This is a genomic window from Dactylosporangium sp. NPDC050688 (assembly GCF_040654515.1).
Lineage (GTDB): Bacteria > Actinomycetota > Actinomycetes > Mycobacteriales > Micromonosporaceae > Dactylosporangium.
In genome coordinates this window covers 96436-118883 of the sequence record NZ_JBFAIC010000004.1, presented here as the reverse complement: position 1 = coordinate 118883, position 22448 = coordinate 96436, and the positions used below count along the sequence as shown (strand labels likewise).

The window sequence follows — 22448 nt, the reverse complement described above, 5'->3', positions numbered from 1 at the left end:
CCACCACGAACGCACACCAACAGAACACGGACCAACAGAACGCGCAGAGAACGCCCTTTCAGAGAACGCCCTCGCAGAGAACGCCCTCGCAGAACACGCACCGACAGCACACGCCCTGACAGCACGCGCTGACACGACGTGCCCTGACAGCACGCGCGCTGACAGGCCGACCACCGCCAGCACAAACCGCCAGCACAAACCGCCAGCACAAACCGCCAGCACGAACCACCGGCACGAACCACCGGCGAGCGACCCGGCACGCTTCGCCGAGCCAGACGCGGCACCGCCCGCCGCGAGCCACCAACAGCATGCACGCCAGCAACGACCGCACCGACGACGACAACCGCCCGCGAGGACAACGGCCGAATCAACAAAAGCCAGCCAACGATGACGGCCCTCGCACCAGGCCCCGGCAGCGGGGCGCCGCAGCGCTGCAATGACGAACCAGCGAACGGCCCCAGCAAAGCCCAACGGCTCATGGTTACTTCAGCAGCAGCCTCCCCATCCTCCGGCTGGCCATCGTCAACCCGGCCACCGCCAGCGCCACCAGATACCCCGCGTGCCACAGCATCGACCAGTCCGGCGAGCCGGTCGTGATCGCCCGGAGCAGCGCCACGCCGTGGTACAGCGGGGTCAGCTCGATCAGGACCTGCAGCGGCACCGGGAAGTCCGACGGTGGTGAGAAGGTGCCGCTGAACAGGAACAGCCCGAGCTGGGTCACGTTGATGTAGTCGAAGTCCTGCCACGAGCGCAGCAGCGTCGACAGGCCCATGCCGAGCGCGCCGAACGCGAACCCGACGAGCAGCGTCACCGGCAGCGCGACCACGGCCCAGCCCCAGGTGGTCAGGTCGAGCGCGGCCATGACGACGAGGAAGACCGCGGAATACCCGCCGCCCCGGCACATCGCCCAGATGAGCTCGCCGGCGGAGACCTGCATCGGGGTGATCGGGGTGGCCAGCGTCGCATCGTAGATGCGCATGAACTTGAGCTTGCCGTAGAAGTTCATCGTGGTCTCGGCCAAGGCCCCGTTCATCGCGGACGCCGCCAGCATCGCCGGCGCCACGAACTGGGCATACGTCACCAGCCGCCCGTCGGGCAGCGCGATGTCCCCGACGAGCCGCCCCACCCCGACACCGATCGACAGCAGGTAGAGCAGCGGCTCGACGAAACCGGACAGCAGCACCCACCAGTACGCGGCGTGCCTGGCCGCGGCGAGATTCCGTGCGGTGACCGACAGTGCGCCGGAGGTGCGGTGGTCGAGGCGGGACATCGCCCGCGGGAAGATCAGCGTCGAGACCATCAGTCGCCCAGCTTCCGGGTGAACGCACGCAGCGCCAGCACGTAACCGGCGGCGCACCACAGCAGCAGCACCGCGGTGTGTGCGGGCAGCCCCCACGCGGTCGACGTGCCGAGGGTCGCGGCCCGCGACAGCTCGACGCCGTGCCACAGCGGCGACACCCATGCCAGCACGCGGGCGGGCCCCGGCAGGCTCTCCACCGGGAAGAACACGCCGGCGAACAGGGTCATCGGGACCACCCCGACGCGGAACAGCACCGCGAACGCGCCGTCGTTGTCGGCCCGTGCCGCGTACGCGAAGCACGGCGCCGCACACGCCGCGCCGAGCAGCACGCAGACCAGCGGGGTGGCGAGCGCCCACCACGAGTGCAGCGCGCCGAACAGCAGCAGCACCACCAGGAAGGCGACGCCGGACAGCGCGACCCGCAGCATGGCGAACAGCAGATGCCCCCGCAGCATGTCACCCACCGTGAGCGGCGAGGCTCGCATCGCGTGGTAGATCCGGCTCCAGTGGAATCCGCTGTACACCGGCCAGGTCGAGTCGCCGACCGCGACCTGCAGCGCGGTCGAGGCCAGCAACCCCGGGCCCAGGTAGTCCAGATAGGGCACGCCGATCGCGGTGGACCGCTCGTCGATGTAGCGCCCCACGGTGATCCCCATCGCGACGAGGAACATCGCCGGCAGCGCGAACGAGCTGAACACGCTCGATCGCCAGGTGCGCCGGTAGGACACGAGGTGATACTCGAGTGCCAGAGCCGTCGGGCGTGCCATCAGTCGACCAACGTCCGGCCGGTGAGCTGCAGGAACACGTCTTCGAGCGACCCGCGGCGGACCAGCACGCTGGACGGTGTCAGCCCCAGGCCGTGCACCTGCGCCGCGGCCGCGTCGCCGTCGTCGGTGTAGACCAGGATGCGGTCGGGCAGCACCTCGGTGCGCTCGCCGATGCCGTCGAGCTTCTCCGCGAACCGGTCGAGCGGCTCGGTGCCGAACCGCACCTCGAGCACCTCCCGCGTCGAGTGCCGCTCGATGAGCTCCCGCGGCGAGCCCTCCGCGACGATCCGGCCGGTGTCCATCACGACCAGGCGGTCGCACAGCTGCTCCGCCTCGTCCATGTAGTGCGTGGTCAGCACCAGCGTGACGCCGCGCTGCTTGAGCCGGAACAGCCGCTCCCAGACCAGATGCCGAGCCTGCGGGTCGAGGCCGGTCGTCGGCTCGTCGAGCAGCACGATCTCCGGCTCGTTGACCAGGGCCCGCGCGATCGTCAGCCGGCGCTTCATCCCGCCGGACAGCGGCTCGACCTTGTCCCCGGCGCGGTCGGCGAGCTGCACAAAGTCGAGCAGCTCCATGGCCCGCGCCCGCGCCACCCGGCGGGGGATGTTGAAGTAGCGCGCGTAGACCGTCAGATTCTCCAGGACCGTGAGCTCCAGGTCGAGCGAGTCCTGCTGCGGGCAGACCCCGAGCCGCGCCCGGATCGCGGCCCCTTCCTTCGCCGCGTCCATGCCCAGGATCCGCAGCGAGCCCCCGGTGGGCCTGGACACGCAGCCGATCATCCGCATCGTCGAGGACTTGCCCGCCCCGTTGGGGCCGAGGAACCCGAACGCCTCCCCCGCCCGCACCCGCACGTCGATGCCATCGACCGCGGTGAAATCCCCGAACTGTTTGACCAGTGCGGTCGCCGCGATCAATGCTTCGTCTTCAGCCACGGTGCGACATTAACGCGCGGGTACGACACTTTCTGCGGACTCGGCCAGGGTCGGTTTGCGGTCGCCCGTCGGCGGTTGGCACGATGTGCGGGTGAGCGTCAACCCGCGCTGGCTCGGGCTGGCCGCCACCGTCCTGCTCGCCACCAGCGGTTTCCTGGCCGGCAAGCCACAGCCACGCGACGGCGCGTGGCTGCTCGGTCTCCTCGTGTGGTTCGTCGCCCTCGCGATGCTGATTCGCGCCTGGTGGGCGCTGCGGGAGGAGACCGGCCAGCGAAGCGTCCTGGTCACGGCCGCGATCTGGAGCGTGCCGCTGCTGTTCGCCCCCCCGCTCGGCAGCCACGACGTCTACGCGTACGCCTGCCAGGGCCAACTCTTCAACGCGGGCCTCGACCTCTACGAGGTGGGCCCTGCGGCGCTGCCGTGCACGTGGCTGTCCGACGTGCCTGAGCTGTGGCGGGACACCCCGACGCCCTACGGTCCACTGTGGATCACCATCGAGGGCGCCGCGGCCTGGCTCGCTCATGGCAGCCTGCCTGCGGTCGTACTGCTGCTGCGCGTCGCCGCGGTGCTCGGCCTGCTGCTGTGCGTCGCCGCCGTGCAGCGCCTCTCCCGCGGCAACGCGCTGCTGGCCGCGAGCCCGCTCGTGCTGGTCCATGTCGTGTCCGGCGCGCACAACGACGTCGTGCTCGCGGGGCTGCTGCTGGCCGGGTTCGTCGCCGCCCGCCGCCCGGGCCCCACGGCCGGCGCCGCGTCCGGGATCGCCGTCGGCCTCGCCGTGGCGGTGAAGGTGACCGCCCTGGTGGCCGTCCCCTTTGCCCTGCTGTTGCTCTTTTTCGCCGGTACGCCCAAAGCCCGCTGGACCGCCCCACTCGCGTTCACCGGGGCCGTCGGCGCGACGTACGCCATCCTTGCCCTGCTCACGGGGCACGGCCTCGGCTTCCTGCAGGCCCTCGGCTCCACCAGCACGATGATCCAGTGGCTCTCCATCCCGACCGGCGTGGGCATGGCGGTCGACTACGTACTGCGCATTGCCGGTCACTCGGAGTGGGGTTCGACATCGGTCGCCGCCGCGCGGGCCGTGGGGCTGCTAGCGTTGGCGGTGGTGCTGCTGGTGCTGTGGTGGCGGGCCGCGAGGACCTTGGCCGCCCTTGCCCGCGGCGACGTGCAGCTCTCTGACCTGCACTTGGGCGGCGGGTCACGGGACGCCGGCGCCGTGGATCGTGGTGGTCGGGACAGCGCGGTGGGCGGCCCACAGCACGACAGCGGCGCGAGCGCCCGGGCGGCGGACGGCGGCGCAACCGGCCAAGCGGCGGGCGGCGCACCTGGCCCAGCGGCGGACGGCGGCGCGGACCGCCCGGCGGTGGACCTCGACGCGGCCGGCCAAGGGCTGGACGGCGGCACGAGCGGTCGCCGCCTGGACGTCGCCGCGAACAGCGTCCAGGGTCAGGACGGCGCCGCGAGCGGTGTACGCGGACCGGACAGCGGCGCGGAGGACGCTCGCGGCCTGGACATCGGCGCGGGCGGCGTTCGGAGACAGGACGGCGGCGCGACCGGCAGCTCAGTGGCCGGCGGGCTACTGGCCGGTGGACAGCTGGCCGACGGGGTGGCCGGCGGGCTGCTGGTCGACGGGGTGATCGGGCGCCGTGGGCAGGACGTGGTGCTCACCGCCGCCGGGTGCGGGATGCTGGCCGCCGCGGTGCTCGGGCCGGTCTTCTACGCCTGGTACGCGATCGCCGGCATCGCCCTGCTGGCCGGCACCGAGCTCACCGGCCGGCTGCGCACCGTCGTGCACGTCGCGGCGGCCGGGTTGCCGCTGCTCACGCTGCCCGACAGCCTCGGCCTGGCCACGAAGACCAAAGCCCCAGGTGCGTTCCTCGACGTCGCCCTGGTCACGGCCGCCGCGGTCCACCTGATCCGCCGCCGGCGCCGGGCCCGGGCAGTCATCCCGGCAGCACCGACCACGGCTCCGGCAACCACCGGCGGCACCGACCACGGCACCACCTGACCGATCAGCGCGGCACGGCGCCCGGAAGTACTCGGCAAACCGGGATGCACGCGGCCCCGAAGCACGGTCCGCAAACGCGGCGAGCCAGGCGCCAAACGCGGCGAGCCAGGCGCCCGGCACGGTCCGCAAACGCGGCGAACCGGACACCCGGCGCCAGCCGGACCGGCCGATGACCGCGCAACCCACCAACCCCGGCGCGGCCAGCTGGGGCACCCAGCGCCAACCCGACCGGCCGATGACCGCGCGACCCCACCAGCCCCGGCACAGCGAACCGGACGCCCGGCGCCAGCCGGACCAGCCGGTGACCGCGCAACCCCACCAGCCCCGGCACAGCGAACCGGGCACCTAGCCCCAACCGAACCGGCCGATGACCGCGCAACCCACCAACCCCGGCGCGGCCAGCTGGGCACCCAGCGCCAACCCGACCGGCCGATGACCGCGCAACCCCCAACGCCCACCCCAGCGAACCGGACAGCCAACGCCAACCGGAACCAGCCGATGACCGTGCGGCGCGCCAACCCCGGCAAAGCCCGTCAGGACGCCAACCTCCGGGCAGCCGTTAGGCAGTGGCCGGCGTGCCGATCGACTGGCGGGCCCATTCGACCAGGGCGGCCGTCTCCTCCGCCACACCCGGGAACGCCGGGTCGGCGCCCTCGTCGTAGCGGACGGTCCAGCGCAGCCCGTCGACGCCGCTGACCCGGCGGGCCACCACGCGCACGCCGAAGCCGCCGGGGAGCGGGTGGTGGGACGTGTGCGCGATCGACTTGTTGACGCGGGTGCGGACCTGCTCGGGCACGCGGTCAGGGTCGAGCAGGGTGAGCGCCAACGGCGGCAGGTCCTCCATGACGGCGTAGCCGCTGGGGGCCTCGGCGGGCAGTTCGCGGGCGGCGACGAGGGACAGCTGCCGGCCGGACCAGGTCGCCTTGTGGATCTCGTGCCAGCCGAGGCGTTCGCCGGCGCCGGGGAGCCAGAGGCCGAGGTTGGTGACGACCACGACGTTGTCGCCGGTGGTGCTGGCCCAGGACAGGATCCGCTCGTCGGGGGCGAGGGCGGGCCGCCGGTCGGCGGGCAGGCGGCGCTTCTTCAGGAAGCCGAACACGACGCTCTCCTTCTGCGGGACCACCGGCGCTCGATCTGGCCGATACGGGACACCAGCGCCCGACCGGGCCGATACGGGACCACCAGCACCCGGCCGGACCGATACGGGACCACCGGCGCCCGACCGGGCCGGTACGGGGACGCACGGTCACCACCGGCTGGCGCCGCGGTCGCGCAGGGCCCTGGCGTGCTGCTCCAGGGACACCAGCTCGCTGAACAGGCGCAGGTACTCGTCGGCGTTGGTGACCGGGTTGATGCGCTGCTGCTTGGACTTCAGGTCGGCGATGCGCCGGTTGAGCGCGGGCAGCTGCAGCCGCACCACCGTCGCCTCGACGTAGCGCGGGTCGGGCTCGCCGTCGAGGCGCAGCGGCTCAACGGCCAGCTCGGTGACCAGGGCGGCGGCGGCAGGGTCGGTGCAGGTCTCGCGGACCCGCTCGATCCACACGACCCCGCCGGCGGCGGAGGACGCGCCGCCCGCGTCGGCGATCGCGGCGCGCAGGGCCGCATACGTGGGGTGTGCGTAGATCTCGGCGCCGATGGCGTCGAACATGGGGCCGGCCAGGGCGGGCTGCTGCAGCGCCAGCTTCAGGGCCTCGCGCTCGACGAGGGCCTCGGCGCTGTCGGGCGCCAGCACCTTACGGGCCGGGGTGGGGGGTGCCTCGACGACGCCCTTCGCGGCGGCGCCGACGGCGCGCTGGACCGTCTCGAGCTCCATGCCGAGGTCGCCGGCGAGCTTGCGCGCATACTCGGGGCGCAGGGTGCGGTCCTTGATCTTCGCGACCAGCGGGGCGGTGGCCTTGAGCGCGCCGACGCGGCCCTCGGCGGTGTCGAGGTTGAAGCGCTGGATGACGGAGCGCAGCGCGAAGTCGAGCAGCGGCTGCCGGTCGGCGACGAGGTCGCGCACCGCGACTGGACCCTTGGCCATGCGCAGCTCGCAGGGGTCCATGCCGTCGGGGCCGACGGCGATGAACGTCTGCGCCACGAAGCGCTGGTCGTCCTCGAACGCCCGCAGCGCCGCCTTCTGCCCCGCCGCGTCGCCGTCGAACGTGAAGATGATCTCCCCGCCGTAGCCGTCGGCGTCGAGCAGCAGCCGGCGCAGGACTGCGATGTGGTCGGCGCCGAACGCGGTGCCGCAGGTGGCGACGGCCACGGGCACGTCGGACAGGTGGCAGGCCATGACGTCGGTGTACCCCTCGACGATGACCACCTTGCTCTGCTTCGCGATCTCCCGCTTGGCCTGGTCCACCCCGTACAGGACGTGGGACTTCTTGTAGAGCGGGGTCTCCGGGGTGTTCAGGTACTTCGGGCCGTCGTCGTCGTCGAACAGCTTCCGCGCGCCGAACCCGATCACGTCGCCGGAGATGTCCTTGATGGGCCACAGCAGGCGGCGGCGGAACCGGTCGATGAGGCTGCCGGAGCGCGCCTCCCGCGACAGCCCGGCGGTGATCAGCTCCTGCGCCGTGAACCCCTTGAGCCGCAGGTGCTTGCTCAGCGGGTCCCAGCCCTCGGGCGCGAAGCCGCAGCCATAACGCTCCGCCTCCTCGCGGCCGAAGCCGCGCTGGGCGAGGAACTCCCTGGCCAGCCGGGCACCGGGCGAGCCCAGTTGCTCGGCATAGAAGCGGGCGGCCTCGGCGTGCGCGGCGATCAGCCGCTGCTTCTGCCCCGTCTGGCGGACCGGCGCGCTGCCGCCCTCGACATACTGCAGCTGCAGGCCGGCCCGGCCGGCGAGCCGCTCGACCGACTCGACGAACGTCAGGTGGTCGTGGTCCATCAGGAACTTGATGGCGTCGCCGCCGGCGCCGCAGCCGTGGCAGAAATACACGTTGCGTGCGGGCGACACGTTGAACGAGGCGGTCTTCTCGTCGTGGAACGGGCACAGCCCCTTGAGGTTGCCACCGCCGGCCGACTTGAGCGTCACGTGCTCGGAGATCACGTCCGCGATCGCGGTGCGCTCACGCACCAGGGCGATGTCCTCGTCCCTGATCTTGCCGGCCAACCGAAGCCACCTCCCCTACCCGGGATACATCCTGCCTCGGGCCACCGACAATTTACGACTTCACAGCTCCCACATCACACGGGCACCACCACATCACAACGCCGTGCGATGCTGCCGCCATGCCGAAACTGCGTGACGAGCGCGTCGCCTGGCTCGCCGTCCAGGACCGGTTGCGCCGGCGCAGCCGCCGCCTGGGGCCCCTGGGATGGCTGATGACCTTCGCCACGCTCGGCGCGTGGGCGGTGCTGCGGTCGCGGGGGCGGGGCGCGGCGCGCATGGCGGCGTACTCCCTCGCCGTCGACCACGTCGCCGGCTACCTCGACGACGACGAGCGCGAGACGCTGCGCAGCGACCGGCGGGTGCCGCCGTGGTTCCTGTTCGAGGTCGAGCGGGCCAGGTGGGCGGCGCGGGCCGGGCAGCGGCTGCCGTCCGGGCGGGAGACCCCGCTGGAGCGCCGCCGCCGGATCCTGCTGCGGATCGTGCTCACCGGCAGCGTCGCTGCCGCGCTGGTGCTCGCCCCGACCGCCTGGGTGTGGGCCGGCTCCATGGGCCGGATCGGGCCGGCCGACGGGGCGCCGGCCGCGGACGTGGCGATCGTGTTCGGTGCGCAGGTCGCGCCGGGCGGGCAGGTGCCGATGCCGTTCCTCAAGGGCCGGCTCGACACCGCCGCGCGGCTGCTCACCACCGGCAAGGTCAAGGCGCTGCTCATCTCGGGCGACGCGCAGGGCGGCTCCGGCGACGAGGTCCGGGTCATGCGCGACTACCTCGCCGGGCAGGGCGTCGACCCGGCCAGGATGGTCGTCGACCCGCACGGCCTCGACACCTATGACACGTGCCGCCGCGCCCATGACGTGTACGGCGTGACGAAGGCCCTCCTCGTGAGCCAGGAGCTGCACCTGCACCGTGCGGTCACGCTGTGCCGGCGGCTGGGGGTCGACGCGTACGGGGTACCCGCGCTGTGTGAGGGATGCCAGCGGGTGACGATCTGGTACAACACGGCCAGAGACGTTGCCGCGGGCCCGAAGGCGGCATGGGAGGCGCTGCGGCACCGGCCGGCCACGGTCGTATCGCCGCCGGATCCGTCGCTGCTGGAGGCGACGCGCTGACCCGCCCACCATCGTGGGGTTTTGGGCGTGTCCGACCGGCACCGGCGGCATACTTGACCAGTCCACGGCGCCGGCACCGATCGGCGCTTGTCCATGCTGCGATCCGATAGGTGGTGCGTTTCCGGTGAGTGCCCCGTGCCTGGCGGTGTCCGGCTGATGGTCACCGTGCTGCGCTCCGTCGACGACGTCCTCGCCTGGGCCGGCCTGCTGGTCGAGCCGCCGCTGCGCACCGCCGTGGGCCGCCTGCCGGCACCGTCGCGCGACGTGGCGGAGCTGCAGCTGGGCGGGCTCGACGAGGACCCGCCGGGGGTGCGGACGCGCGCCGCCCTGAGCCTTGTCTGCGCCGGCGCGGTCGGCGGCGACCCGCACGACGCGGTGCCCGGCGCCGTCGCGGTGGAGCTCGTGCACCACTGGTCGGTCCTGCAGCGGGACCTGTTCGACGGCGACCTGACCCGCCGGCACCGCCCGACCGCGTGGAGCGTGGTCGGCCCGCACCCGGCGACCCTGGGCGGGGAGGCGATGCTGGCGCTCGCGTTCGACGTGGCCGCCACCGGCGATCCGACCCGGCGGGTGCCACGCCCGCTGCGCCAGGCGACCCGGGACCGGCAGCAGCCGGGCGGCACCGACGGCACCCGCGCGTTCGACGGCCCCCGCGGTGACGCCGGAGCGCCCGGCGACTGGCCTTCCGGCCCGCTCGGGCACGCCCACCGCAACGACGACCGGGCCACCCGGGACAGGTTCGTCGAGCGGGACGGCCCCGGCGACCCGTGCGCCGACGGCGGGCGGCGGCAGGCCGCGGCGGCACTCGTGGACCGGGCCGGGGTACGCATCCTCGGCGACACCGTCCAGCAGCTGCTGCACGGCCAGCACACCGTGCTCGGCGCGACCCTCGACCCGGACGCGGCCGACCGCTCCGGCAGCGACCTGCTGCGCGACTGCATCACGGCGGTCGAGCAGCGCAGCGGCGCCCTGCTCGGCTGCGCGTGCGCGCTCGGTGCGGTCGCCGGCGGCGGCGACCCGGCGACGGTGGAGCAGCTGCGGCTGTTCGGCGTGCGCCTGGGCCTGGCCGTGCAGTTCGCCGAGGACCTGCTCGGCATCTGGGGCGACCCGGCCGTGACGGGCCGGCCGACGTTTCCGGACCTGCGCCGCCGGCGGCGGTCGCTGCCGGTCGCCGCGGCGCTCGCGGCGGGCGCCGACGAGCTGGCGGACCTGCTGCGCCGCGAGGGCCGGCTCAGCGACGCCGAGCTCGAACGCGCCGCGAAGGTCATCGAACGCTCCGGCGCCCGCTCCTGGTGCGTCCAGCAGGGCGAGGACCTCCTGGCGCAGGCGCTGCTCGCGCTCGACCTGGCGATCCCGGAGCCGGCGGCGGTCGCCGAACTCGTCGCCCTGGCCCGCTGGGCCACCCGCCACCCCGCCTGAACAGCCCGCCCACCGTCCACGCAGACCGCAGACCCGCGGACCGCAGACCCGCGGACCCGCGGGCCGGCGGACCGCAGACCGCCGGTCAGCGAAACCGCGGCCGGCCGGCAACAGCGGCGCGGTCCCGGTCAGGTCAGCGCGCCGACCACCTGCTCCGCGCGCGAGGCGTGCTTCTGGTACGCCCCCGGGAACGCCGAACGCTGCACCGCCTGCGCGGCCGCGGTCACGCTCATCCGCTGCCAGCCCTGCACCCGCGACAGTGCGGAGTAGAACAGCATCGCGGCGTGGGACGGGTCCATCAGCTGCGTCACCGTGCCCCAGCCCTGGCTGGCCCGCTGCTGGAAGAGCCCGACCGAGTCGTGGTCGGACCCGACGCCCTGATGCGGCAGCCGCAGCGAGGCCGGCACGGCGGAGCTGGCGACGTTGTACAGGTCGCTCTCCTGCATGGCGGTCGCGACCGCGATCACGAGGGCCCGGTCGGGCATGCCCTGCGCCCTGCCCTGCTTGACGATCAGCGCCGCGTTGTCCATCTGCTGCTGGTCGAGCCCGGCGACCGGCCGCACGACCGGCGGCGCGGGCGGCACCGGCGGCACGGCCGGCGCCGCGGCGGCGAACGGCCCCGGCGACGACGCGTCCGGCGCGGCGGCGGCACCGGACAGAGCGCCCGGGGAAACGCCCGGGGAAACGCCCGGGGAAACGGTCCGGGAGGCGGCCGCGACGGCGCCCGGCTCGGCGTACGCGGAGCCCGCGAACACCGACGTCGGCGAGTCCGCCGGCACGGTGGCCAGCAGCGTGGCGGACAGCACGGCGACCGAGACGGTGCCGGGTCTCCCGCCGAGCACGAGACGGCGATGTCGCGGCTGGAACTGGCGTGGCAACGGCTTCACTACTGAGAAAGTCCTTCGTGGCAGGCAGCACATGGCATGCGGCATCGGCACGGCGCCGGACGGCGGCGTGCTGGAAGGGGGAACCAGTGGTGAGGCGCTACGACGGCGAGCGGGCGGCCATCATCGGCAGACTCCTTCCGGTGCCGCCTACCGGGTTAGCTGACGGGTTCGGGCGGGAAGTTTCGCCCTACCGTGGCTCGGCCACGGATACACCCCAGAGGACGATGTGGGTCCCCGGCTCGCGAAGTCTCGCGACTCGACGGCGCCTGCCCGGCAGCGCCGATGCGGCGCAGGTCGACCGGAGCAGACATCCCGACCCTACTGGGCGGCTTCCGGGCGGGCCAACCGCAGCACCTGCATACCACCCGGAGCACCCGAACGCTCACCGAACGCTGTCACCCGTCTGGTCACCTCGCCGGCATGACGACTGCCCTTGACCAGGTACATCTCGCGGTCCGCGGCCCGCAGCGCGGCCCCCGCGTCCTCCACCGTGTCATCGATCACGGCCACGCCGACGCTGACCCGTACCCGCATGATGTGCCCCTCGTGCGTGACCGGCGCGGAGACCGACCGCTCGAGGCGGTCGACGAGCGCGCCGAGGTCGGCGACGCTCACGTTGCCGGTCAGGACGACGAACTCGTCGCCGCCGAGCCGCGCGACGGTGTCGGTGGGCCGGACCAGCGACTGCAGCCGGTGCGCGACGGCGACGAGGACCGCGTCGCCGGCGTCGTGGCCGAGGGTGTCGTTGACCACCTTGAAGTCGTCGAGATCGCAGAAGAGCAGCGCGCTGAGCACGCCGTCGGTACGGGCGAGCCGGAGCGCGGCGGTGAGGGCCTCGGTGAACGCCTCGCGGTTGACCAGGCCGGTCAGCGGGTCACGGGAGGCCCGGCGGACCAGGTCCGCCTCGGTCGCCTTGCGGCCGGTGATGTCCTGCACCTGCGTGATCGCGAACGCGGGCGAGCCGGCCACGACGGACATGGTGGCGGAGATCCAGATCGTCTCGCCGTCGCCGCGCACACAGCGGACCTCGTGGTCGCGGACGGACCCGATGCCGCCGGCGAAGACCTCCCGGCTGTGGTCGAGGTCGTCGGGGTGGATGACGTCGCCGAAGCGCATCGAGACGAGCACGTCCTCGTCCCGGCCGAGCAGCTCGCACAGGGCCGGGTTGACCCGCACGATCCGGGCCAGGTCGGTGCCCTCCAGGCCGATCATGCACATGCCGGTGCCGGCGCCGTTGAACGCGAGCCGGAACGCGGCCTCGCTGGCCGCCAGGTGCCGGCGCTCCCGGCGCAGCGCCTCGACCAGATTGGCGTTGTTGATCGCGATGCCGGCCTGCGCGGCGAGCATCTCCAGCAGCTCCCGCTGGAACGCGCCGGGCCGCTTGCCGTCCGTGGGCAGGTCGACGCTGAGGATCCCGACGAGCGAGCCGTCGGGTGCGCGCAGCGGCGCGAACAGGGCGTCGAGGGGGTGCCAGCGCTCCTCGTCGGGGACGCCGTCGGGCAGGTCGGCGGCGTCGGGGACCCACGACTGGATGCCGTCGTTTGGCCGGTCGTGCGGCAGGTACCGCAGCTGCCCCCACTGGTCGGCGGCGGCGAGGTGCGCGTCGAACTCGGCCGCCGGGTACCGCACGCCGAGCAGCTCGGCGCGGGCCTCCTCGGGGCCGGCGATGGCGACGGCCTCGTACACGCCGTCGGGATGCAGGTAGTTGACCACGGCGGCGCCGAACCCGGCGCTCTCGACGACGGCCTCCGCGATGCGCTCCAGGGTCTCGGTGACGGTGTCACCGGTGTTGATCCGTCCCGTGATCGTGTAGACGGAGCGGATGGCGGCCATTGCCATGTCCCGATCTCGATCCACGGCTCGCCTACCCCGATCCGGCCGACCCTGCGTCTGCACATCGACGCATCGGTTCTGATCCTAAGCAAAACGTGCGCTGTCGCACGACCAAGAACCGCAACCCGGGCCCGGTCGCCGGCGGTGGCTATTGTGCAGGCATGTCGGAGCAGGTCAGGCTGGTGATCGCCGATGACCAGGCGATGATCCGGGCGGGCCTGCGGCTGGTCGTGGAGACCGCGGCCGCCGGGTCCATCACGGTCGTCGGGGAGGCGTCCGACGGCGTGGAGGCGGTCGCGGCCGCCCGCCGGCTGCGGCCCGACGTGCTGGTCATGGACATCGCGATGCCGCGGCTGGACGGCCTCGCCGCGGCCCGGCAGATCCTCGCCGACCCGCGGCCGCCGAGGATCGTGCTGCTGACCATGTTCGACACCGACGAGCACCTGCACGCGGCGCTGCGCCTGGGGGTCAGCGGGTTCCTGCTCAAGGTGTCGCCGCCGGAGCAGCTCGTCGACGCGGTCCGCATCGCGGCGGCCGGTGACGCGCTCATCGACCCGGCGGTGACGACCCGGGTCATCGCGTCGTTCGCCGCCAGGCCGGATCCCGCCCCGGCGCCGGAGCTGGACACGCTGACCGTCCGGGAGCGCGAGGTCCTGGAGCACCTGGTGCGGGGGCTGTCCAACGCGGAGATCGGCGAGCGGCTGCACATGGGCGAGGCGACGGTGCGCACCCACGTCGGCCGGATCTTCGTGAAGCTCGACCTGCGCGACCGGGTCCAAGCCGTCGTGTACGGCTACGAGACCGGCCTCGTGCGCCCCGGCGGATGACCAAGGCTGGCGGATGACCAGAACCACGCCCCGGTGGCGGCCGTCCTGGCTGGACGCCGTGCTCGCCCTCGCCGTCGCCGGCGCCGGGGTCGTCGAGGCGTACGGGCGCGCCGGCCCCGGCCCCGGCGAGGTGCACCGGCCCGGGCTGGTCGCCGCCGGTGCGCTCGTCGCCGGGCTGCTCCTGCTGCTGCGCCGCGCGTCGCCGGTCGGTACCCTGGCCGCGCTGACCGCACTGTCGGCCCTACTCCGGGTCGCGGTCATGGACGACGACTACCCCCTCGCCGCGTGGCAGTTCTACTCGAACCTGATCCTGGTGCACACCGTCGGCAGCGAGCCCGCCGGACCGCGGACCCGGGCGGCCGGCATCGGCGTCGTGCTCGCCGCCTACGCGCTGCTGCAGACCCTGCCCGGGCAGGATCTCGCCGAGAGCCTGATCAGCGCCATCTTCATGGGCGTCGCCTACGGCAGCGGCATCCTGCTGCGCCGGCAGACCCGGCGCACGATCCGGATGGCGGAGCGCGCCGCGGTCGCCGCCGCCGAGGAGCGCACGCGCATCGCCCGGGAGCTGCACGACGTCATCTCCCACCACGTCAGCCTCATGACGCTGCAGGCCGCCGGGGTACGGCTGCTGCTGGCCGACGACCCGGCCCGCGAGCGGGAACGCGACCTGCTGCACGGCGTCGAACGGGCCGGCCGCGACACGGTCGAGGAGCTGCGGATGCTGCTCGGCGTCCTGCGCGACGGACGGGCCCCGGCCGGCCTGGGCAGCCTGGACGAGCTGGCCGCTCCCCTGCGGGCCGCGGGGCTCGACGTGCGGGTCGCCACCACGGGCACGCCGCGGCCGCTCCCGCCGTCGCTGGGGTTGGCGGTGTACCGGGTGGTGCAGGAGGCGCTCACCAACACCCTCAAGCACGCGGGGGCGGGCAGCGTCGAGGTGGCGGTCGGCTGGACGGTGCACGCCGTCACCGTCGAGGTCCGCGACGACGGCCGCGGCCCCGGCGACGACAACGGCCGTGGGCCTGCCGGGGGCAGGCACGGGCTGGCCGGCATGCGGGAGCGCGTCGCGCAGCACGGCGGCACCCTGCACGCGGGGGGCGGGCCGGACGGCGGCTACACGGTCGCGGCGACGTTCCCGCTGGGCGCGGGTGCCTGAGCCCAGTCGGCGTCGCTCATCCGCAGCATCCGTACGCCGATGACGCCCGCCCCGGCCAGGTACAGCAGGCTCCCGGCGATCATGCCGACCGGGTACACCGGCGCGGCGAGCATCCCGGCCACCATCGCGGGCGGCGCCCACCAGGGGACCTGCCGGTCGTACGCGAGCGCCAGGCCGAGCAGGAGCACGCCGAGCAGCCCGAGGAACCCCGGCACCTGGAACCCCCACACCGCGCCGCCCGCGGCGAGTGCCGCGTCGGCGAGCCGGTCGCCCTCCGCGGTGCCGAGGTCCGCCTCCAGCCGGGCGTAGAAGTAGTCGCCGAGCATCAGCGCGGAGAAGTTGACCACGCCGAGCAGCGCGACGACGCCGGCGATGTGCCCGAAGAGCACCGCCCGCCGGCGCACCAGGTGGATCATCCCGATGATGCCGGGTACCAGCAGCACCCAGCTCCAGTGCAGCAGCGCGGCGCTCACCGACACCTGCCCGGGGTGCCGCCCGTAGGCGCCGTCGGCGGCGTCACCGGCGCGCAGGGCCGGGTCGACGACCAGCCCGGCCACATAGACCAGCGGCGCGGCGACCAGGCAGCCCCCGGCCAGGAGACGTCGAAACGTGTATGGCATGACGACCTTTCGGCTCGAACGGATGTGTCGAGCCGGAACCGTAGGCCGGGCCCCGCCGCGCCGTCGTCAGCCGCGGCGCTGACGGGGGTCAGCGGCGCGGCTGACCCCGGCACCCGGGCCCGCCTGGTCGACGCCCGCGCCGCGGCGCCGGAGGCGCCCGGTGCTCAGCCGAGCAGCTCGCCCAGCGGCACCTTCGGGTCGGCGAGACGGTCCAGGTCCACCGTGGTGCCCTCCCAGCCGGCGCGGACCAGGGCCTGGATGTCGTCGGTCACGTCCCAGATGTTGACGTTCATGCCGGCGAGGACCCGGCCGTCCTTGACCCAGAAGGCGACGAACCCGTCCGGCACCGACGTGCCGCCGCGGAACACGACCCGGTCGTAGCCGCCCGGCTCGGCGAGGCCGGAGTACTCCATGCCGAGGTCGTACTGGTCGGAGAAGAAGTACGGCACCCGGTCGTACACGACAGCACCGTCGGGCCCTCCGAGCAGCGACTTCGCCACGACCTTGCCGCCGTTGAGGGCGTTGGCCCAGTGCTCGACGCGCACCCGCCGGCGCAGCCCGGGGTGCTCGAGGTTGGCCACGTCGCCGGCGGCGTAGATGTCGGGGTCGGAGGTGCGCAGGGCGGCGTCCACGACGATGCCGTTGTCGACCTCCAGGCCGGCGTCCACGGCGAGCTCGGTGTTGGGCTGGACGCCGATGCCGACGACGGCGACGTCCGCGGGCAGCTCGGTGCCGTCGGCGAGCACGACGCCGGTCAGCGTGCCCTCGATGCCGCGGAACTCGGCGACGGAGGCGCCGAAGCGGAAGTCGACGCCGTTGGCGCGGTGCAGGTCGGCGAAGACCGTGGCGACCTCGTCGCCGAGCACGCGCTGCAGGGGCAGGCCGGCGAGCTCCACGACGGTCACCGTCGCGCCGTGCTTGCGGGCCGCGGCGGCGGTCTCCAGGCCGATCCAGCCGGCGCCGACGACGACCACGTGCGCGGCGGCGCGCAGGTGCGCCAGCAGCGCGTCGGACTCGTCGACGGTGCGCAGGTAGCGGACTCCGGTCAGGTCGGCGCCGGGCACGTCGAGGGTGCGCACCCGCGAGCCGGTGGTCAGCAGCAGCTTGTCGTAGTGCAGCTCGTCGACGCCGTCGAGGGTGACGGTGTGCGCGGCCGGGTCGACGCGGGTGACCCGGGTGGCGAGGCGCAGGTCGACGTCGTGCTCGGCGTACCACGTCTCCGGGTGGACGAAGGCCTTGCCGCGGGCGTCCTCGTCACCCTGCAGGTAGCCCTTGGACAGCGGGGGCCGCTCGTAGGGCCGCTCCGTCTCCTCACCGATCAGCACGATCCGGCCGGTGAAGCCCTCGGCGCGCAGCGTCTCCGCCGCCTTTGCCCCGGCGAGGCTCGCGCCCACGATCACAAATGTCCGCTCGTCAGCCATACGTCCAGCCTTCCCTACCGGTCCGCGATCTGCCACAGGTCATACGCCTGCGGGGGCGCCGGGTTCAGCCGCTGGTGCCACGCCGTCGCGGACAGGTCGGTGAGGCTGGCGACCTGGTCGATGACGACCCGCAGCCGGGCCGCGTCGTCGGGGGCGGCCCGCCACATCGGGGCGAAGACCGCGTCCAGGCCGTCGGGTGCGCGGTCGGCGAGCGCGGCGACGAGCTCCCGCAGGATGGTGATCTCCTGCGCGTAGCGCTGTTCCGAGCCCGGGCGGCGCATCACGTACCGCAGCGCCATGCCTTTCAGCAGCGCGCACTGCGCCCGCACGGCCGGCGGGACGAGCAGGTCCGCCTCGTAGCGGCGCACCAGCGCGCCGCCGTGCACGGCCCTGGTCGCCGACACGGCCGCCGCGGCGAAGCGGCCGGTGAGCACGCTCGTCACCCGCTTGAGGGCGACCTGCGCGGCGTGGCTGCCGTCGTAGTGGTCCAGCGGCGCCAGGACCGGGTCGGCGAGCAGGTCGAGCAGCACCGTCTCCAGGTCCGCGGCGGACTCGGTGGAGTAGGCGGCGGCGACGTCCTCGCACAGCGCGGCCCGCTCGCCGGCGTCGGCGCGCAGCGCGGCCAGGTGGACATAGCCGCCGTGGATGCCGTCCTCGACGTCGTGCACGGAGTACGCCACGTCGTCGGCCCAGTCCATGACCTGCGCCTCCAGGCACCGCGCGTCGTCGGTGCGGCCGTCGCGCAGCCAGGCGAATACGGCGGCGTCGTCGGCGTACACCCCGAACTTGCGGCTGCCGGCGCGGCGCGGCCACGGGTACTTCGACACGGCGTCCAGCGACGCGCGGGTGAGGTTGAGCCCGGCCGAGGTGCCGTCCTCCGCGAGGACCTTCGCCTCCAGGCGGGTGAGCACCCGCAGGGTCTGCGCGTTGCCCTCGAAGCCGCCGCACGGCTGGGCGACCGCGTCGAGCGCGTCCTCGCCGTTGTGCCCGAACGGCGGGTGGCCGAGGTCGTGGGCGAGCCCGGCGGTGTCCACCACGTCGGGGTCGCAGCCGAGCCGGGCGCCCATCTCCCGGCTGAGCTGCGCGACCTCCAGGGAGTGGGTGAGCCGGGTGCGCAGGAACGCGTCGGCGCCCGCAGTGTGCACCTGGGTCTTGGCGGCGAGGCGGCGGAAGCCGGCGGAGTGCAGCACCCGGGCGCGGTCGCGCTGGAACGGGCTGCGACCGTTGTCGGCGCTGGTCGTGGTGCGGTCCTTCTGCGGCTCGTGCACGAAGCGTTCCGCATCCGGGTTCACGCTTCGAGCTTAGAGGTCTCCCCCGGCTCCTGATCCCGTGGCTCGGGAAGATCCCGGGCCGTGCCCGGGATCGGCACCGGCGGCTCGGCGGGCGGGTCCCGCTCGGCGGGTGGCTCGTTGAGCGCCTCGACCATCGGGGTCATCAGCACCTTGATCGCCGCCACCACCGGGATCGCCATGAGGGCGCCGACGACGCCGATGACCGCGCCGCCGACGAGCGCGGCGAGCAGCACTGCGATGGAGGACAGGTTGACGGTGTTGCGCAGCACGCGCGGGGCAATCAGGTAGTTCTCCAGCTGCTGGTACAGCAGGAAGAACGTGGCCACGACGATCGCGCTGGGCCACAGGTCGCCGGTCACCAGCGCCACGACGGTGCAGCCGACGGCGCCGACGGTCGCGCCGATCAGCGGGATGAGGTCGGTGACCGCGACGAAGAACGCCAGGGGCAGCGCGAACGGCACGTCCAGCAGGAAGAGGCAGACGAACGACGACACGCCGGCGAACAGCGAGATGATCAGATTGCCGATCATGTACCCGCCGACTTTGTCGACGACGACGTTGATGGCCTGCGCGGCGCGGGGCCGGCCCTGGCGGGGCACCAGCCGCACGATGCCGCGGCGGATGCGCGGCAGATCGGCCATGAAGTAGATGGTGAGCACGGTGACCAGCAGGACGTTGAGCAGCGCGCTGAAGATGCCGGTGATGACGCCGAGCGCGCCGCCGCCGATCTTGCCCGGCAGGGTTTTGGCGTACTCGGTGAGCTTCTCCGTCAGCCCGTAGCGGTCGGCCACCTCGCGGTAGGCCTGTGAACGCTCGGGCAGCTCCTGCAGGTACTGCGGGATGTTGCGCAGCAGGTCGCTGCCCTGCCCGACCAGCGGCGGGACCATCGACCAGAAGAACCCGACGAGGACCAGCAGCGCGAGGACCACGATCGCGGCGACCGCGACCGAGCGGCGCACCCCGCGGCGGATCAGCAGCCGGACCGCGGGGTCGAGGCTGACCGCGACGAAGACGGCGATGATGACCTGCACGAGAATCTGCCGGACGGTGTAGAGCGCGAACGCGCCGGCGGCCACGGTGAGCAGGCCCAGCCCGGTGGCGACGGCCCAGCGGTACGCCCTACCGAAGTCGGTCATGACGTCACCTCGCTCGCCCCGTTCCCTTCCAGTCCGGTCCGGTCATGCAGGTGTCATCCGCGGATCCGCAGGACGCAGAACTCGTTGCCCTCCGGGTCGGCGAGGACGACCCAGGCGGCGTCCTCGGGCTGGTCGACGTCCACGTGGCGGGCGCCCATGTTGACCAGGCGCTCCAGCTCCGCGTCCAGGTCGTCGGGGCGCAGGTCGAGGTGGAGACGGTTCTTGGCGTACTTGGCGTCGGGGTGGCGCAGGAAGATCAGCCGCGGGTGGCCGTCGAGGCCGGAGCCGACCACGACCTCCTGCGGTGACACGCTTTCGACCCGATGGTCGAGCACCTCGGCCCACCACCGCCCGAGCCGCTCAGGGTCGAGCGCGTCGACGATCAAGGCATCCCACCGGCTCCCCATGCGTACCTCCGTGGTCGGCGTGGGGACTCACCATACGCCGCGTCGTGAGGCGTCGCAGCCACGCCGACGCGCGAGGGGGACGCCACTTTAGCGCTTCTCCAGCGACACCGAGGCGTAAACGTGCATTTTGCAAAAGTCATTGACCAACTAGCTCGCGGTAACCACCCGAACGCACGGAGTGCTTGATCAAGTCGCCCGAGGTAATTTGTCGGAAGCGCATCGTTACGCACGCAGCGCACCGGCAAGACCTCCCGGCAGCAACCGAAGTTCGGCAAGGGCGTCACCCCGGCGAAGGCGCTGGAGCAGCTCGCCGCGCTCGGCGTGACGGGCGCGCTGACCGTCGTCGGCGAGCCCGGAGGCGTCATCTTCCTGCGCGACGGGCTGGTCAACGGCGTCGAGTCGCCGACCGCGCCGAGCGTCGACCGCCTGCTCACCGCGGCCGGGCTGGTCGAGGAGCGGGTGTGGGAGACCATCCCGTCCCGCCCGGCCCGGGCCCTGGTCGAGGGCGGGCACGTCAGCGCCGCCGAGATCGAGCTGTGCGCGCTCAACGCCCTGTACGACGCCGCGTACTTCGTCCTGTCGACCGCGCGGGCCGAGCTGCGCTTCGCCCCGGACATCGAGCACTGGCTCGGTGCCGAGTGCACCGTGACGGCGGACCAGGTGTGCGACCACGTTGCCCGGCAGCGGCGCATCCTCGACGAGGTGCACCCCTCCGACGTCACTGACACCGCCCCGGTCAGGCCGGTCCTGCGACCGGGCCTGGACCGTGTGCTGGTGTCCGGGCTGCAGTGGGAGATCGTGCTGCACGCCGACGGTCAGCGCACCCCGCAGGAGCTGGCCGGCCTGCTGGGACGTTCCGCGTACGCGGTGACCCTCGACGTGCGGCGGCTGGCGGCGGCGGGCCTGATCGAGGCGCCGGTCGCCCCGGTGCCCGCGGAGCCCGAGGCCGCGGCGGGGGTGCAGCACCCGGCCCCGGTGCCGGCCGGGCCCGAGGCCGCCGCGGCGCAGGACCCGGACCCTGCCGTGCACCATGCGGCGCGGGCGAACGGCACCGCGCCGGCCGTGGAGATCCTGCCGCAGCGGGTGCCGGGGACGTTCACGTTCGACGACCCTCCGACCGGCACCCGGCGGCACCTGCCGGCGGGCGTCACCGCCCTCGCGGTGCTGCCGGGCGCGATCGACAAGGCGCCGGACGACTCGCTGCTCAAACGGATCCGCTCGGCGCTGCAGTCCCTGCGTTGAGACCGGCCGGAGAACCCCGCGTCGAACCGGCCGGAAAAGGAGAGGTGAACCACCGATGACCACCGAGACGCAGCTGCGCGGCGAACTGCTCGCGGAGCTGCGCCGGCTGCGCCGGACCGTGCCGGAGCTCACCGGCTGCCTGGTCGCCAGCACGGACGGCCTGCTCATCGTCGACGACGCCGACATGGTCGTCGCCGAGGGGGTCGCGGCGCTGGCGGCGGCCTGCCTCGGCGTCAGCCAGCGCATCGCCGACAGCGCCGGCCACCAGGACTTCCAGGAGGTGTTGATCAGCAGTACCGGTGGGCACGTCGCCATGTACATGGCCGGCAACGGTGCCGTGCTGGTGCTGCTCGCCGACCACCGGGCGAACGTCGCGCGGCTGCACCACGAGGCGCGCCGGGCGATCGCGGTGGTGGCCCGGATCGTGGCCGCCGCGGCGCTTACCTTCTCCCCGGTGATCCCGGAGCCCTCGCCGTCGATCCCGGAGCCGGCCCGATGGTAGGCCGCAACGGCGGGGCCCACCGACGGCCGAGACGAACCAACGACCCTGCCCCGAAACCCAGTGACACTCCCCCCACTCACCAGCTCACGGAGGTAGCCATGGCGGACATGGAAACGGCGCTCAAGGAACTCATGACCATCGACGGCGCGATCGGGGTCGCGCTGGTGGACTACAACAGCGGCATGGCGCTCGGCGTCCTCGGCGGTTCGAAGGACCTGGACCTCACCGTGGCGGCGGCCGGCAACACCGACGTGGTCCGCGCCAAGATGCGCACCATCGAGATGCTCAACCTCAAGGACGGCATCGAGGACATCCTGATCACGCTGAACAACCAGTACCACCTGATCCGGCCGCTCACGGGCCGCTCCGGCAAGGGCCTGTTCCTCTACCTGGCCCTGCTGCGGTCCCGGGCCAACCTCGCGCTGGCCCGGCACCACCTGTCCCGCGTCGAGCAGGAGATGGACGTCTGAGCAACGCCCAGCCTTCGCTTCGCCGGGCGTCCTGT

At 73.4% G+C, this 22448-nt stretch carries 20 protein-coding genes and 1 riboswitch; of the genes, 8 read left to right on the top strand and 12 right to left on the bottom strand.

What is annotated here, in order from left to right; translation table 11 throughout:
- Positions 1-481: 481 nt before the first annotated feature.
- The 3 genes from AB0H83_RS06125 to AB0H83_RS06115 are packed head-to-tail and all read right to left on the bottom strand — an operon-like array spanning position 482 to position 2999.
- Positions 482-1300 (bottom strand): ABC transporter permease, encoded by an 819-nt coding sequence (locus tag AB0H83_RS06125; protein WP_360087647.1) that lies wholly within the window; start codon positions 1298-1300, stop codon positions 482-484.
- Complete coding sequence (locus AB0H83_RS06120; protein WP_360087644.1) at positions 1300-2067, bottom strand: ABC transporter permease; 768 nt, start codon at positions 2065-2067, stop codon at positions 1300-1302. Before AB0H83_RS06120 ends, AB0H83_RS06125 begins: the two co-directional genes overlap by 1 nt.
- The gene (locus AB0H83_RS06115; RefSeq protein WP_360087641.1) at positions 2067-2999 is read right to left on the bottom strand and encodes an ABC transporter ATP-binding protein; all 933 of its coding nucleotides are present in this window, start codon (positions 2997-2999) and stop codon (positions 2067-2069) included. The genes AB0H83_RS06120 and AB0H83_RS06115 overlap by 1 nt, the downstream gene beginning before the upstream one ends.
- A 91-nt stretch (positions 3000-3090) precedes the next feature.
- Here AB0H83_RS06115 and mptB point away from each other — a divergent pair, with 91 nt between their 5' ends.
- Entirely contained in the window at positions 3091-5004 is a 1914-nt protein-coding gene (gene mptB, locus AB0H83_RS06110; RefSeq protein ID WP_360087638.1) for a polyprenol phosphomannose-dependent alpha 1,6 mannosyltransferase MptB, read from the top strand.
- A 559-nt stretch (positions 5005-5563) separates the two neighbouring features.
- Here mptB and AB0H83_RS06105 read toward each other — a convergent pair.
- On the bottom strand, positions 5564-6103 hold the full coding sequence (locus tag AB0H83_RS06105; RefSeq protein ID WP_360087635.1) for a hypothetical protein: 540 nt from the start codon (positions 6101-6103) through the stop codon (positions 5564-5566).
- Between the two features lie 147 nt (positions 6104-6250).
- Positions 6251-8098, bottom strand: a complete 1848-nt coding sequence (gene dnaG / locus AB0H83_RS06100) for a DNA primase (RefSeq protein WP_360087632.1) — start codon at positions 8096-8098, stop codon at positions 6251-6253.
- A gap of 119 nt (positions 8099-8217) precedes the next feature.
- On the opposite strand from dnaG, the gene AB0H83_RS06095 reads away from it, so the two are divergent.
- Both AB0H83_RS06095 and AB0H83_RS06090 read left to right on the top strand, forming a co-directional pair.
- On the top strand, positions 8218-9204 hold the full coding sequence (locus AB0H83_RS06095; RefSeq protein ID WP_360087629.1) for an ElyC/SanA/YdcF family protein: 987 nt from the start codon (positions 8218-8220) through the stop codon (positions 9202-9204).
- A 135-nt stretch (positions 9205-9339) separates the two neighbouring features.
- Positions 9340-10623 (top strand): polyprenyl synthetase family protein, encoded by a 1284-nt coding sequence (locus AB0H83_RS06090; protein ID WP_360087626.1) that lies wholly within the window; start codon positions 9340-9342, stop codon positions 10621-10623.
- A gap of 128 nt (positions 10624-10751) precedes the next feature.
- On the opposite strand, the gene AB0H83_RS06085 is transcribed toward AB0H83_RS06090, so the two are convergent.
- Both AB0H83_RS06085 and AB0H83_RS06080 read right to left on the bottom strand, forming a co-directional pair.
- Complete coding sequence (locus AB0H83_RS06085; protein ID WP_360087623.1) at positions 10752-11510, bottom strand: hypothetical protein; 759 nt, start codon at positions 11508-11510, stop codon at positions 10752-10754.
- A 129-nt stretch (positions 11511-11639) separates the two neighbouring features.
- Positions 11640-11782, bottom strand: a riboswitch (cyclic di-AMP (ydaO/yuaA leader).
- 46 nt (positions 11783-11828) lie between these two features.
- Positions 11829-13349, bottom strand: coding sequence for a diguanylate cyclase (locus AB0H83_RS06080; RefSeq protein ID WP_360087620.1), 1521 nt, complete (start codon positions 13347-13349; stop codon positions 11829-11831).
- A gap of 155 nt (positions 13350-13504) precedes the next feature.
- On the opposite strand from AB0H83_RS06080, the gene AB0H83_RS06075 reads away from it, so the two are divergent.
- Positions 13505-14170 (top strand): response regulator transcription factor, encoded by a 666-nt coding sequence (locus AB0H83_RS06075; RefSeq protein ID WP_360087617.1) that lies wholly within the window; start codon positions 13505-13507, stop codon positions 14168-14170.
- A 13-nt stretch (positions 14171-14183) separates the two neighbouring features.
- Complete coding sequence (locus AB0H83_RS06070; RefSeq protein WP_360087614.1) at positions 14184-15323, top strand: histidine kinase; 1140 nt, start codon at positions 14184-14186, stop codon at positions 15321-15323.
- On the opposite strand, the gene AB0H83_RS06065 is transcribed toward AB0H83_RS06070, so the two are convergent.
- The 5 genes from AB0H83_RS06065 to AB0H83_RS06045 all read right to left on the bottom strand — a co-directional run bounded on the left by AB0H83_RS06065 (position 15281) and on the right by AB0H83_RS06045 (position 20199).
- A complete protein-coding gene (locus AB0H83_RS06065; RefSeq protein WP_360087611.1) occupies positions 15281-15943 on the bottom strand; it encodes a hypothetical protein in 663 nt (220 codons plus the stop codon). The two genes, AB0H83_RS06070 and AB0H83_RS06065, sit on opposite strands and share 43 nt — an antisense overlap.
- A 164-nt stretch (positions 15944-16107) precedes the next feature.
- On the bottom strand, positions 16108-17364 hold the full coding sequence (locus AB0H83_RS06060) for an FAD-dependent oxidoreductase (protein WP_360087608.1): 1257 nt from the start codon (positions 17362-17364) through the stop codon (positions 16108-16110).
- Positions 17365-17378: 14 nt separating this feature from the next.
- Positions 17379-18656, bottom strand: coding sequence for a deoxyguanosinetriphosphate triphosphohydrolase (locus AB0H83_RS06055; protein WP_360087605.1), 1278 nt, complete (start codon positions 18654-18656; stop codon positions 17379-17381).
- The gene (locus AB0H83_RS06050) at positions 18653-19792 is read right to left on the bottom strand and encodes an AI-2E family transporter (RefSeq protein ID WP_360087602.1); all 1140 of its coding nucleotides are present in this window, start codon (positions 19790-19792) and stop codon (positions 18653-18655) included. The genes AB0H83_RS06055 and AB0H83_RS06050 overlap by 4 nt, the downstream gene beginning before the upstream one ends.
- Positions 19793-19845: 53 nt before the next feature.
- On the bottom strand, positions 19846-20199 hold the full coding sequence (locus tag AB0H83_RS06045; RefSeq protein ID WP_360087599.1) for a VOC family protein: 354 nt from the start codon (positions 20197-20199) through the stop codon (positions 19846-19848).
- Positions 20200-20520: 321 nt separating this feature from the next.
- Between AB0H83_RS06045 and AB0H83_RS06040 the strand changes: the two genes are divergently transcribed.
- From AB0H83_RS06040 to AB0H83_RS06030, 3 genes are all read left to right on the top strand, one after another.
- Positions 20521-21441 (top strand): ADAM 12 protein, encoded by a 921-nt coding sequence (locus tag AB0H83_RS06040; RefSeq protein ID WP_360087596.1) that lies wholly within the window; start codon positions 20521-20523, stop codon positions 21439-21441.
- A 55-nt stretch (positions 21442-21496) separates the two neighbouring features.
- Positions 21497-21943, top strand: coding sequence for a roadblock/LC7 domain-containing protein (locus tag AB0H83_RS06035; protein ID WP_360087593.1), 447 nt, complete (start codon positions 21497-21499; stop codon positions 21941-21943).
- 98 nt (positions 21944-22041) lie between these two features.
- Positions 22042-22413 carry a hypothetical protein gene (locus AB0H83_RS06030; RefSeq protein ID WP_360087590.1) on the top strand — a complete coding sequence of 124 codons (372 nt, stop codon included), beginning with the start codon at positions 22042-22044 and terminating at the stop codon, positions 22411-22413.
- Positions 22414-22448: the final 35 nt, after the last annotated feature.

Coding starts and splice junctions, on each gene's coding strand:
- AB0H83_RS06080 (WP_360087620.1), bottom strand. CDS start 13,349: ATGGCAATGGCCGCCATCCGCTCCGTCTACACGATCACGGGACGGATC.
- AB0H83_RS06075 (WP_360087617.1), top strand. CDS start 13,505: ATGTCGGAGCAGGTCAGGCTGGTGATCGCCGATGACCAGGCGATGATC.
- AB0H83_RS06120 (WP_360087644.1), bottom strand. CDS start 2,067: ATGGCACGCCCGACGGCTCTGGCACTCGAGTATCACCTCGTGTCCTAC.
- AB0H83_RS06125 (WP_360087647.1), bottom strand. CDS start 1,300: ATGGTCTCGACGCTGATCTTCCCGCGGGCGATGTCCCGCCTCGACCAC.
- AB0H83_RS06060 (WP_360087608.1), bottom strand. CDS start 17,364: ATGGCTGACGAGCGGACATTTGTGATCGTGGGCGCGAGCCTCGCCGGG.
- AB0H83_RS06050 (WP_360087602.1), bottom strand. CDS start 19,792: ATGACCGACTTCGGTAGGGCGTACCGCTGGGCCGTCGCCACCGGGCTG.
- AB0H83_RS06045 (WP_360087599.1), bottom strand. CDS start 20,199: ATGGGGAGCCGGTGGGATGCCTTGATCGTCGACGCGCTCGACCCTGAG.
- AB0H83_RS06030 (WP_360087590.1), top strand. CDS start 22,042: ATGGCGGACATGGAAACGGCGCTCAAGGAACTCATGACCATCGACGGC.
- AB0H83_RS06095 (WP_360087629.1), top strand. CDS start 8,218: ATGCCGAAACTGCGTGACGAGCGCGTCGCCTGGCTCGCCGTCCAGGAC.
- AB0H83_RS06070 (WP_360087614.1), top strand. CDS start 14,184: ATGACCAGAACCACGCCCCGGTGGCGGCCGTCCTGGCTGGACGCCGTG.
- AB0H83_RS06065 (WP_360087611.1), bottom strand. CDS start 15,943: ATGCCATACACGTTTCGACGTCTCCTGGCCGGGGGCTGCCTGGTCGCC.
- AB0H83_RS06035 (WP_360087593.1), top strand. CDS start 21,497: ATGACCACCGAGACGCAGCTGCGCGGCGAACTGCTCGCGGAGCTGCGC.